At 66.4% G+C, this 11130-nt stretch carries 15 protein-coding genes; 2 read left to right on the top strand and 13 right to left on the bottom strand.

The features are described 5' to 3' along the window. Nucleotides 1-117: 117 nt before the first annotated feature. The 9 genes from CRYAR_RS00945 to CRYAR_RS50060 form a co-directional block, all read right to left on the bottom strand. Complete coding sequence (locus CRYAR_RS00945; RefSeq protein WP_035847649.1) at nucleotides 118-414, bottom strand: hypothetical protein; 297 nt, start codon at nucleotides 412-414, stop codon at nucleotides 118-120. Beyond that, nucleotides 414-806 (bottom strand): hypothetical protein, encoded by a 393-nt coding sequence (locus CRYAR_RS00940; protein WP_035847647.1) that lies wholly within the window; start codon nucleotides 804-806, stop codon nucleotides 414-416. Before CRYAR_RS00940 ends, CRYAR_RS00945 begins: the two co-directional genes overlap by 1 nt. 20 nt (nucleotides 807-826) lie before the next feature. Continuing rightward, entirely contained in the window at nucleotides 827-1063 is a 237-nt protein-coding gene (locus CRYAR_RS00935) for a hypothetical protein (RefSeq protein WP_035847645.1), read from the bottom strand. Nucleotides 1064-1231: 168 nt separating this feature from the next. Then, nucleotides 1232-3427 carry a P-loop NTPase family protein gene (locus CRYAR_RS00930; RefSeq protein WP_035847643.1) on the bottom strand — a complete coding sequence of 732 codons (2196 nt, stop codon included), beginning with the start codon at nucleotides 3425-3427 and terminating at the stop codon, nucleotides 1232-1234. A gap of 14 nt (nucleotides 3428-3441) precedes the next feature. After that, the gene (locus CRYAR_RS42475; RefSeq protein ID WP_051569559.1) at nucleotides 3442-4218 is read right to left on the bottom strand and encodes a helix-turn-helix domain-containing protein; all 777 of its coding nucleotides are present in this window, start codon (nucleotides 4216-4218) and stop codon (nucleotides 3442-3444) included. Beyond that, nucleotides 4218-4622 carry an RRQRL motif-containing zinc-binding protein gene (locus CRYAR_RS00920; RefSeq protein ID WP_035847641.1) on the bottom strand — a complete coding sequence of 135 codons (405 nt, stop codon included), beginning with the start codon at nucleotides 4620-4622 and terminating at the stop codon, nucleotides 4218-4220. Before CRYAR_RS00920 ends, CRYAR_RS42475 begins: the two co-directional genes overlap by 1 nt. Then, complete coding sequence (locus CRYAR_RS00915; RefSeq protein WP_035847639.1) at nucleotides 4619-4870, bottom strand: hypothetical protein; 252 nt, start codon at nucleotides 4868-4870, stop codon at nucleotides 4619-4621. Before CRYAR_RS00915 ends, CRYAR_RS00920 begins: the two co-directional genes overlap by 4 nt. Further along, entirely contained in the window at nucleotides 4867-5301 is a 435-nt protein-coding gene (locus CRYAR_RS00910) for a DUF3307 domain-containing protein (protein ID WP_035859934.1), read from the bottom strand. The genes CRYAR_RS00915 and CRYAR_RS00910 overlap by 4 nt, the downstream gene beginning before the upstream one ends. Before the next feature lie 115 nt (nucleotides 5302-5416). Beyond that, nucleotides 5417-5704 (bottom strand): DUF6284 family protein, encoded by a 288-nt coding sequence (locus CRYAR_RS50060; protein WP_281174673.1) that lies wholly within the window; start codon nucleotides 5702-5704, stop codon nucleotides 5417-5419. 175 nt (nucleotides 5705-5879) lie between these two features. Here CRYAR_RS50060 and CRYAR_RS00900 point away from each other — a divergent pair, with 175 nt between their 5' ends. After that, nucleotides 5880-6743, top strand: coding sequence for a GntR family transcriptional regulator (locus CRYAR_RS00900; RefSeq protein ID WP_035847636.1), 864 nt, complete (start codon nucleotides 5880-5882; stop codon nucleotides 6741-6743). Continuing rightward, nucleotides 6695-7417: an HAD family hydrolase gene (locus tag CRYAR_RS51170; RefSeq protein ID WP_425389361.1), complete on the top strand. Its 723-nt coding sequence runs from the start codon at nucleotides 6695-6697 to the stop codon at nucleotides 7415-7417. The genes CRYAR_RS00900 and CRYAR_RS51170 overlap by 49 nt, the downstream gene beginning before the upstream one ends. Nucleotides 7418-7469: 52 nt before the next feature. On the opposite strand, the gene CRYAR_RS51165 is transcribed toward CRYAR_RS51170, so the two are convergent. The 4 genes from CRYAR_RS51165 to CRYAR_RS00885 all read right to left on the bottom strand — a co-directional run bounded on the left by CRYAR_RS51165 (nucleotide 7470) and on the right by CRYAR_RS00885 (nucleotide 10543). Beyond that, on the bottom strand, nucleotides 7470-8309 hold the full coding sequence (locus CRYAR_RS51165; RefSeq protein ID WP_425389384.1) for an ImmA/IrrE family metallo-endopeptidase: 840 nt from the start codon (nucleotides 8307-8309) through the stop codon (nucleotides 7470-7472). A 425-nt stretch (nucleotides 8310-8734) separates the two neighbouring features. After that, nucleotides 8735-9388: a hypothetical protein gene (locus tag CRYAR_RS00895; RefSeq protein ID WP_035847635.1), complete on the bottom strand. Its 654-nt coding sequence runs from the start codon at nucleotides 9386-9388 to the stop codon at nucleotides 8735-8737. A 445-nt stretch (nucleotides 9389-9833) separates the two neighbouring features. After that, nucleotides 9834-10274 carry a type II toxin-antitoxin system VapC family toxin gene (locus CRYAR_RS00890; protein WP_035847633.1) on the bottom strand — a complete coding sequence of 147 codons (441 nt, stop codon included), beginning with the start codon at nucleotides 10272-10274 and terminating at the stop codon, nucleotides 9834-9836. Beyond that, nucleotides 10271-10543: a hypothetical protein gene (locus CRYAR_RS00885; RefSeq protein WP_051569557.1), complete on the bottom strand. Its 273-nt coding sequence runs from the start codon at nucleotides 10541-10543 to the stop codon at nucleotides 10271-10273. Before CRYAR_RS00885 ends, CRYAR_RS00890 begins: the two co-directional genes overlap by 4 nt. Between the last annotated feature and the right edge of the window lie 587 nt (nucleotides 10544-11130).

Genomic DNA, 11130 nt, shown 5'->3' with positions numbered 1-11130 from the left:
CGCACTCGCGGCAGCGCCAGCCGGACGGGTAGAGCCGAGCGCCCGACGCGCCGCACGGTCCGGACCCGGCGCTACAGCGCCCCGGTCCCGGTGTCCACGCGGGCAGCTCGGCGGGGTTCATGCCGCGCGCCGTCCCGGGCGAGCGACCGGGGAGAGCGGCGCGGTGGCCGCGGCGGTGATCGTCCGGCCGATCAGTGCCGCGGCCCGCTGGTGGCCACCGGCCGCGGCGTCGAGCACGGCCGGGTCGGTGAGCAGCAGCACCAGCACCGTGGTCGGGTGACCGTGGTGGTGGGCGTCGTCGTGCGCTCCCGCGATGTCCAGCGCGGCCTGTTCCACGGCCGGGTCGGTGCGGGTCCACTGGCAGACCGGGCAGTGCAGCGCGAACACCGGGGCGGCCGGCAGGTCGGCGGCCATCACTCGTCGTCCTCGAAGTGCGAGAGCGACAAGCGCAGGTCGTCGTGGTCGCTGGTGAGCGAGGCGTCCAGGGCCTTGGTCAATGCGAACGAATCGTGCCGGAGGTGGTCGCGGACGTCCTCGGCGTCGGCGGTGAAGTCGACGTCGGGGAAGTAGTCGACCAGAGCCTGAGCGAACGCGTAGGCGCCGGCCAGGGTCGAGAAGTGACCGTCGAACCCAGTCGGGTCGTTGATGACCAGACCGGAGCCGATGTGCCGGACGGTCCAGCAGCCGTTGAACGTGCCCGTGGGGCTCAGCCCCGGAGTCAGGGCCAGACCGGCGGCGGGCAGTGCCTGGTAGCTCATCTCGGTGGTGTGCTTGGCCGGACCGTAGGTGACGGTGGTGGTTCGCATGGCGGGCATCTCCCTTCTGGTCAGCGGCTGGCGCGGTGCAGCGCGGTGAGGTGGTTAAGGACGTGCCGGCCGATGCGCAGCCGCTCGCCGGTTCCGCCGCAGCGGGGGCAGTGGCGGTAGCCGCGGCCGATCAGTGCGTGCCGTTTGCCGGTTCCGTCGCAGCGGCGGCAGTGGGTGTAGGGCCAGAACCGGCACAGTCCGAGGTAACCGAGAGTGAGGATGATGAGGGCTAGGGCTAGAACCAGCGCGGTGGACACGGGGCCTCCAGAGGCGTGTTTTGGCTGTTCAGGGCATGCAGGGTCTAGGGCCTAGGCCGCAGGTCACTGTGGGCGGCTAGTCCTAGGAGGGGTTCTAGGTTTCGGCCGGGGGCCTTCTAAGGGTCTAGGCCCCCGGCCGGTAACTCTCCGTAGAGAATCTGGGTGGTGTCAGGAGTTGGTGATGTCCGGGCCTTCGGCCTTCGCGAGGGCCTTGCGGACCGCGGCGAGGGCGTAGCCGTTGCGGTTGGAGCCGTCCCGGTAGACCTGCACCACCGGCACCCCGTGGTCCTTGAGCGCCTTGGTCAGCGACGTCTGATCGAGGTGCGCGTGCTTGCTCGGGTAGGCCTCCTGCAGCCGCTCCACCAGAGTCTTGGCCTGCACCTTGGGTTCAACGCCGGGCCAGACCGCGACCACATCGGACAGGATCGTCACGGTGACGACGATCTCCTCGGCCTGCCCCACAGCGTGGCCGCGGAGCGTGCCGGCGTCGGCGCGGCGCTGCGCCCCGATCTGGCAGATCTGGGTGAAGTCGCTGTTCTTGAGCAGGTCGGTGCGGATGACCTGCAGGTCACCGCCCCGCCCGTTGGAGACGCCACCGAGGATCGCGGCGCCCTTGTGCTCCTCCAGGAACCGCTGCGTGCCGAACCCGATGGCGTTGATCCCGGACCCGAGGATCGCGTCGGAGGACTGCCACGTCTTCGTCCGCAGCGCGAGCCGAACGCTGGTGTTGTCCCGCAGGTCGGACGGGATGACGTCGGTCGCCGGCCGCTGCGTGGCCATGACCAGCGTGAACCCCGCGGCCGGGGCGGTCTTGGCCAGCCAAACCAGCAGCGCCAGGGCCTCGTCGCGGATCTCCTTCTCCGGCGCCCGGAGCAGGTTCTGCACCTCATCGAGCACGATCAGGTGCGGCCGGTATCCGGCCTTGGCCAGCTCCGGCGTGAGCTTGCCCTCCGGGTTCTGCTCATCGGACATCGCCCGGAACGCCTTGAACCGGTTCTGCGCCTCACCCTTGAGGTTCTGCAGCGCGCCGATGGCGTACCCGAGGTCCTCGTCGTCGTCACCGAGCCGGAACGTCACAGCGAGCTGTTCGGCGGCCTGCCAGTCCTTGCCGCCCTTGAAGTCCAGCACCGTCACGTCGCAGTGCGGATCGAGGAACCCCGGGGCCACCAGCGCCCGGCCGGCGTAGGTCTTACCCGACCGCGGGATCGCGCCGATCAGGAACGAGTTGAAGATCAGCGACGGGCAGACCTCCCGGCCCCGGACGTCGGCACCGAGCGGGTTGGGGTTCCACACCGAGACCCGAGGCAGCCGGGCCAGCGGCGACCGGCGCGGCGGCAGCATGAACGGGTCCTCATCGGCGACGTAGATCGACACCCGGCGGGCCGAGCCGCGGACGTTCTCCACGAACACCTGCACCTCATCGACGTCCAGACCGGACGCCAGCGCGGCCTGACCCTTGGTCGCATCGGCCACGGTCTTGCCGAACGGCAGATCGACCATCGCCAGGTACCCGGCGTTCTCCCGCTGCAGCGGCTGAGCCAGCGTCGGACGGTTGCCCTCCTCGGTGGTCTCACCGTTGCGATCGACCTTGGCCACCGTGCCACCCAGACCGGCGGCGTTCAGCGCCCGCATCAGGATCGCGTCGGACAGCTGCAGGTACCCCGACGACGTGGCCATGGCCGGGCCGATCAGCGGCGTGTCCGGGTTCGCGCCGACCCGGGCCAGGATCGTGACCAGCACCATGGCCACCAGCACCTGCACCAGCCGCGGCGTGAAGAACCACAGGTACGCACCACCACCGGCACCGACCAGCGTCGCCAGACCGAGCACGACCAGCCGGGCGCGGATGCGCCGGGCGCGGTCCTCCCGGACCCGGATGAACTCCTTCGCGTCCTGCCGGGCACCCGTGGCCAGTTCCTGCTCCATCGCGTCCGCGCGGGTGTCCAGCGCCCACGCCAGCAGCCGCCCGGAGATACGCCACGAACCGCGCACCGCCCGCCCCGTCCACTTGACCGTGGCCCACGGCAGCCGGACAGCGGTGAACCGAATCCGGTACCACCAGCGACGCAGCGTCAGCCGCACCATGTTCCGGATACCGGTCTTCGACTGCATCCACACCGGGATGATCGGCAGCCAACCCTCGTCGGCCGGAGTCGGCAGCGGGGGCAGAACCTCGCCCTCCAGCACCGGGTCGGCGATGTCCGGGACGGTGTCCGGGCGAATGTCCGGGGCCGTGTCCGGCTGGGTGTCCGGGGCCAGGCGGACCCGGGCCGCGGACAGGTCGACCACGTCCGCCGCTCCCCCGTCGACCCGGTAGCGGTCCTCCGGGCGGTCCGGGCCGTACTGCTCCGTCGTGCTCGTCATGTCCAGGTCTCCTTTCAGGCGGCGACCGGCGCGGCGGCCGGGTCGCTAGCGGGCTCGACGGGGGCGGGGTTCCAGTACCGGCGGATCGTCCGGTCGGTGACACCGAGCCGCTTCGCGGCCTCGGCCTGCGTAATCTCGGGGTTCTTCGCCCGCAGCCGAGCCACCGCGGTGGCCGTGTCGGGCTTGCGCGGTGTGCGCGGCCGCGGCGGCGGGGTCGCCTCCACTGCAGCCGGCGCGGCGGACACGGCCCGCCCGGTCTCGATCGCCGGCGCCGGAGCGGGCATCTCAGGGACGGTCACCGGGTCGGCCGGCGCAGCCGTGGCCTCGGCGACGACCACCGCGGCACGGTGCGCGGTAGCGATCAGGGCACCGGTCGCCATCGCCATCAAGCCGTCAACAGCGAGGGGGCCGAGCGCCACGGTGACGGTGTCCTCGCCGTAGTGCTCCAGGAGCCCGGACAGGTGCCGGTACGAGACGATCGCGGCCACCGCGGCGACCGGCAGCATCCCGCCAAACCGCAGCACCCGCCACCACCGGCCCGACGGCCAAGACGGCTTGGCCAGCACCTCAACAGCGATGAACAGGAACACCGGCCAGACCACCGAGAGCAGCACCGCACCGGGCTCCGGCGACCACTGCGCCGCCCACGCCACCGGGTCGGCCGTGCCCTCCGGCGCGGCCGGCGGGATGAACGAGTGCGCCACGTTCGCAGCGATCGACACCCCACCACCGAGCACCAGCGCGACGTATGCCCAACCGCGGCCCGCACCCATCGTCGGAAACTTGGACATCACGCGGCCTCCTGCTCGATCCACGGTGCGTCGTGGCAGTCGATGCACTCGCCGAGCGAGCGCGGGATCACGTAGGGCTTGACCTGCTCGCACGTCGAGCAGGTGCGCCGGGCACGGTTGGCCTTCTCCAGCGCGGCCAGCTGCGCCGGGGTCGCCGGACGCTTCGGCGCGGCCAGATCGCGGCGGTAGAGGTAGGCCACCCGGGTGCCGTAGCCGCCGTAACCGGTGATGCCCCACCACAGAATCTGAGCGGCGATCGGCTGCCGGTTGGGCTGTAACCTGTCCTTGGCCAGCTGCCGCCGGGTCGCGTAGACCGTCGGGTCCGCCCCGCCCCAGTGCGCCGTCGGCAGACCGCCGTGGCGGACGCCGGCCGGGTCCATGTACTCAGCGCGGATGCGGCTCATGGGTTCACCACCGACCACGGGACGATCAGGGCGTCGTAGCCGTACTCGGTGACGTCGAGCAGGACCACGACGTCGTCGCCGTGCTCGAACCACTCCTCGACGCGGTCCACGAACAGGCGGATCGTCTCGTCAGCGCCGTAGTGCTCCCGGACGGTGAACATCACCGCGTCGCCGTCGTAGGCCGTCCAGCCGCCCTCTTCATCGTCATGGACCAGCCGGAACCGCTGGCTGTCCATCGTGGCGGTCACGCGGCGCCCCCGATGACCAGGGCGGCGACGAACAGCCAGCCGATGTGCCAGGACTGATCGAGCAGGTAGGCGCCGTTCATCCCGGCCGTGTTGAGCCGGTAGAACGGGCCGGAGCCGATTCGGTCGGCGATGATCCGCAGCGGTGTCCGCCGGTCGGCGATGTAGTGCGTGACCGCAGAGACCAGTAGCCCGGCGACCGTTGCGGCCGGCGAGAGCTCCAGTCCGGTCCGCCACGCAGCTGCGAGCAGTGCCACCAACGCGGTAGCGGTGTAGGTCGCCACGTGCAGGAAGCAGGCGATTCGGCCGACCCATCCGGGGCGGCCCTTGTGGTCGGCCTGGTGCTGGGTCTGTACCCAGTGGTCGGCGACCTGGTGCGCGGCGTAGAGGGCGACGAACACGACGGCCAGCCCGCCCGGTGTCGCGGCGCTCACGACTTCCGCCCGGTGCCGTTGCACGAGGTGCAGCACTTGTAGGTGTAGCCCGAACCGCCCGCGCTGTGCGCCGTGGATCCGTGGCCGTTGCAGGTCGTGCACTTCTGGTCCGCCATCACGCCACCTCCGGCGTGAACGGCTGGCGGGCGGCGTTGGCCAGCTTCCGAGCCTCGGTCAGTACCCGACGCTCAGCGCTGCGCAGCGCCTGCCAGTCCAGCTCGGTCGGCTCACCGTCGGCGCGAGCGTGCCGCGCCATCGCGTCGACCACATCCATCTCCGCCTCGATCAACGGCCATTCGGCCTCGATCGCGGCGAGTTGGGTCTCGCTGGTTCCTGTTCGCTGCCCTCGTTGGACAGCTTGCGAAGTGGGACGATGCCCATTGGGTCCGCTCCTTCCAAGCAGTTGTGACCCGCTTGGCGAGACCCGGCGTGCCAGCGTCGGGTCTCGCTCCTTTTCGGCGGTAGACCAGCTTGGCTAGTCAGGTTGCCGATAAGAGAAAGGTAGGGCGGCATGGCTAGCCAAGTCAAGCAGTTTGCTCAACCTTCCTTACATGGCTAGTCATCTGTAGGCTGGCGGCGTGCCCAGCGACTATGACTTTCTCGGCCATCTGGACCCAGATGACCCCAAACAGGCATCGCAGCAGATCGCCAACAAGCTGCGGGCGGCCATCCTTACGGGCAAGCTCCAGCCCGGCGAGCGCCTGCCCTCGCAGCCAGACCTAGCCAGCCGCTACGAGGTAGCGCGGGAGACGGTCAAGCGCGCGCTTGACCTCCTGCGAGCGGATCATCTGATCGTCACCCGGCAAGGCAGCGGCGCGTTCGTGCGAGCCCAAACACAGCGCGCAGTCGAGCTGCGCCCCCACATCGAGGCAGCGTTCGAACAGCCGCACGTGTCGATCGACTTCGCGGGGTTCTCGGGCGAGACGCTGCGCGATGCGATGGCGGAAGCGCTCGACAAGGTCCGAGCCGGCCGACACGCCCCCGAGTCCATCGCAGTCCGTGTGTTGCTCTCGGACATGGCCGCACCGGGACCACTGCCAGCTAGCGCAGAGGGCGCCGACGACCCCCGGGTCCGTGAACGGGCGGCCCGCATCACTCGCCGCGCCGCCGACGGAATTCTCGATCAGGTCAGCGAGCTACAGGAATTGGGTTTGGTGAAATCGGCGAGCGCCGACGTTCGCCTGCACCGGGCAGCGCCGCTATTCAAGCTCTACGTACTTAACCAGCATGAAGTCTTCTACGGCTTCTACCCGGTTATTCGGCGGGCAGTTAGCCTAAAGGGCGAGTCGACAGAGATATTCGACCTCATGGGTAAAGATGTACCACTGTTTCACTATGTCATTACCGAAGATGATACTTCCGACGGTGCGCAATTCGTGGCGGCATCCCGGCAGTGGTTCGACTCCGTGTGGAGCACGATCGCATACGAGTACGAACAGTGACTGACACCTTGCGAGAAGCGATCGGATCTAGCGGCCCGATACTGCTCGACTTTGACGGGCCGATCTGTGGGGTATTCGAGAATTACTCAGCTTGGCGGGTAGCGGCTCAACTGCGAGATATGGCTGAGGCATCCGGGGCCACAATTCCGGAGGCCATACAGTCCGAGAGAGATCCGCTGGCCGTGCTTTCGTGGTCCGCAACAGTTGCGGATCCTTCGATCGCATCAGTTGTCGAGTCGACACTGATAATTGAAGAGACTAAGGCCGTTAGAACGGCGCAAGCTACGCCAGGGGTTGTGGAAATCCTACGAAAAGCAGATCGTCTAGCGCGACCACTAGCAGTGGTAAGCAATAATTCCTCGGATGCGATTAACGTCTTCCTGAAACAAGCGTCGCTTGACGGATACGTCTGGGCAGTCATTGGACGCCGAAAAGGCCATCCAGAGCTGATGAAGCCACACCCTTACGCTGTCCTGGACGCCGCCGACGAATTTAGTGCGAACCCCGCAGACTGCGTATTTGTCGGAGACTCACTCAGCGACATCGAGGCCGGGCGAGCCGCCGGAGTTCGCACTGTAGGGTTCGCCAACCGTGCAGGAAAGTTCGAGGCTCTAATCGAATCCGGCGCAGACGCCGTCACATGGTCCATGCAGGAGATAGCCGATTGCTTGTGAGCGCATGGGCGCTGTGAGCCTTGCCCATACCGGCAGGCAAGGCTCACAGCACCTATCCCGAAGCACGCCGACGCCGGTCCATTAGGTTGACCACCGGAGCCGAAGTAGGCGCTGGCTGCTTGAGCGGCACCGGGCTCACCCGCCGAGCAGTCGCCCTCTGGGTAGCGAGCACCTCCTCAAAGAAGTCAGCCGGCCACCGCTCTGACATCAGTTGGAGGGCGTTCGGATCGGAAGTTCCTATGCAGCGCTCAAGCCACGTTCTGATGAGTGCAGGCCTCTCCGGGTCACGAGCGTCCCAACCCGGTTCATCCCGTCTCCAGGTCCGACCCGTGTCAGGGTTCTTTCGCACGTGCAGTTGATCCGTCATGCTCTTGTATCGGTCTTCGCTTACAAGATCAGCACGGAGCAAATGCCGGAGTAGGGCGTACAGCGATATGCCCCACTTGAGTTTAATAGGGATGAGTCCGCTCAGCGTCAGAACCTTCGGGAGCTCAAATCTAATAACGTCCAGAGGAGCGAGAAACTCTGATGCGAACAGCGACGCCTCGTCTTCTACAAATTCCGCTGATGCATCTGTGTGTAGAACGAGGTGGCCGAGTTCATGGGCTAGCGTCCATCGAGTTCGCTCCCACGAATCCAATGCCCTCGCAACAATGGCGGGGCGATCCCGATGGTCTCCGACCCAGATCGAATAGCCGAGGTGCTTCTCCGAGAAAGCGGCGTCGGTGTCCCAAGCGTCTGGGTCGTCGGAAGGACGACGCCCTCTCACCACGACAGCTATCCCGGCGCGCTCAAGTTCGTATGTCAGATACGGAGCGGGCACGCCAGGGTCAATACGCAATGCCTCTCGCGCCCTACGGGCGAGTTCAGCGATGTCTCGATAATCTCTCATCGAGCCAGAACGTCCGGAGAACAAATCCGCCGCAGGAATTGTGACGTTAGGTAGACGGTGATGCTGATCTAGCCAAGTCAGCATGTCACCAGTGACCGCAGCGAAATCTGCAAGGAACTGCCGTTCTCGCTTAGGAGTCGACTTTGGCGCTCGGAACAGAAGGTCTTCACCACGGAGGTTCAATCCGTCTGTGATAAAGAACTGCGGTGGGTAGCGAAGTTCTTTTACAAGAACCTCGAAGTCCGCATCATTAACGTCAGTGATGCCGCCGCCCTCTACACGAGAAAGCTTTGAAGGCGACCACCCAACAGCTTTAGCGAGGTCACCACTAGGGCGACCTCGCAGTGTCCGGGCCTGGCGAACCCGGAAGCCGTAGACTCTATTTTCCATTATGGTTTTTCACCGCCAGCGATGTGCAGACCGAATTACGCGGAGTCTGGCCCAATGATTCCAGACGCGTCCCCGAAGAATTCCTCATAGTCTCCGGGCTCCGGTTGAGATGGAACTTGTACGCCGCCGAGCATGTCGACCTTCGGGTCGGGCAAATCGACAAAGTCGAGTACCCGGGTCTTGCTCGAATTCTCGATGTCGTGCACGAGCGCCAGCACGGCACGGCTGAGTTCGACCTTTCGGGGGTTGGGCTTCCACAGCACTGTGATGCCCTGACCGCCGGCGGGGGTCTCGTTGGCGAAGAGGCTGAGCTGCTCCTCGTCCGGCAGCAACAGCTCCTGTCCCAGCATGGGCAGCGCGACCAGCGTCCGACGCTTCCAGTCGATCGGCTGCTTGCGAACGCGAACGGCGACCCCGCGGTTGTCACCCAAGACAACGCTCCTATTGCGCCCGCTACTGAGAGTCAGCGTCTTCAAGCCCGGCTCCTGAAGTCGCTTCGCACCCAGGTGAACGTACTCCCTCACCATGGTTCCCAGAGTGCCGCCTGCCAACTCCTGTGGAGAACCGAAGTCGCTGCACGTGCGGTAAGCCTGAGGGACGGCTTCCCACAGGAGACCGTGGACAACGGCCAGGTCAGCAGCGTGGGTCTGGTAGTAGTACACGAGCGCCGGTGAGCGGTGTTGGGTCACGGGCGCAATTTTGCACGCCGATCACTACATGGTCAAGCCGACCCGCCGAACACGTGTACCAACCGCACCGCGTGCAGGATCCACGTGCCGTCTGTGGTCTCAGTTGTGGTCTCGTTCGTCAGCGTTCAACGCCGTCCGGGGACGTCCGCGCGCCCTGCTTGACCGGCACCACGGACGCCCGCGAACGTGCGCGGACGGTCACGCGCCGAGTTGGAAAGCGTGTTGGGGGCAACCCCTCACGAGTTCGAATCTCGTATCCTCCGCCAGCCTGGCTGACCAGGCAAAACGTAGGCCCGGTCCACGGATGGACCGGGCCTTCGTCGTTCTCGGCAGCTAAGGTCCGTCTCGGTTTCCGTCTCAGACGGCGGGCGACTTCTCTCGCGCTTCGGCGATTCCGCGATCGATGCGGCGAACTCGAGTCGTCGGAATGGTCCCGCCGATGCCGTCACTCACGGCCGGTGATGTCGTGATCCCAGGGATTCATCACGAGTGCGCCCGTCCGGGCGAGATGCTTGACGTTGCGAGAAACCAGCGTCCAGCCCCTGGCGAGTGCCGTCGCGGCGATGAGCGCGTCCGGCGGGTCGATAGGCGTCCCGGCACTCTTCAACCGCTTGTGGATCGTGAGGTAGGCAAGCGCCTCCGCCTCTCCGATCTCGGCAATCCGATCTTTGTATTCGTGCCTGATACCGACGAGCGCCCGCTCGAAAATGGCACGACGGTCTAGGTCGAGGACGGCGGCAATACCCAGTTCGATCTCGGCAAGGGTGACGACACTCACGTAGAGGCTCGGAGCCGGAACAGAACGAGCCCAGGCCACCACCGCCGGAGATGGACGGGGCCGTGTGGTGAGCTCAGCAATGACGTTGGTGTCGAGTAAGTAGTTCACTGGCTGTTGGCGTCGTCGTACGAACGCTCGCCGAACTCCAGGCCCTCGAACGGCGTGGATTGCAGGAAATCCACGAATCCGTCGTTACCCATGACAGCCCAGCGTCGCAGCACGTCCGGCAGAGCATCAAGATCGGTGTCGGCGAGCTCGGCGTCGAAGTGCTCGCGCTGCTTCTCCGGCAGGGACGTCCTGATCTCCCTGATCGTTCTCAACGGGTGTGCAGGCTCGGGTCGATCGGAAGACAGCGGACGACCGGGTACTGCGCTCACTGCCCCTCCCCTCACCAACCGCGCGGCGGGCGCCTCTACGCACACTCTAGGCGTGGCGGCTCCTCGTGTCAGCCGGCGCTGAGCCGTACGCTCCGTGGTCTCAATTCTGGTCTCATTCACCGTCGTTCAGCGGCGTCCGTCGACGACTCGTCCGCCACGTTCTGCCTGATCGCGAACGTCGACGAACCCCGGCGGACGGCCAGGCGCGGAGTTGGAAAGCGTGTTGGGGGCAACCCCTCACGAGTTCGAATCTCGTATCCTCCGCCAGCCTGGCTGACCAGGCAAAACGTAGGCCCGGTCCACGGATGGACCGGGCCTTCGTCGTTCACTCGGAGCCGGTCTCCGTCTCATTTAGTTGTGGGAGCCTGCGTCGGCCACCTCGGAGGCGCCCCAGAGCGCTGATCCAACCTGCTTGGCAACTTGCTCAGCCTAGGATCGGAGACGAGAACTCGGTGGCATGACCACTTCACTTCTCGCGGCAGGCACGGCGGCCGACCTGAGCGCACTGACCGCCGCTGTCCGCGCCGACGACCACGCTGCCGTCGACGTGCTCCGACCGGCCTTGGCCGCCGCGTTACCCGGCTCCG

The organism is Cryptosporangium arvum DSM 44712, from assembly GCF_000585375.1.
GTDB classification, from domain to species: domain Bacteria; phylum Actinomycetota; class Actinomycetes; order Mycobacteriales; family Cryptosporangiaceae; genus Cryptosporangium; species Cryptosporangium arvum.
This window is presented reverse-complemented; position numbering and strand designations above follow the sequence as displayed.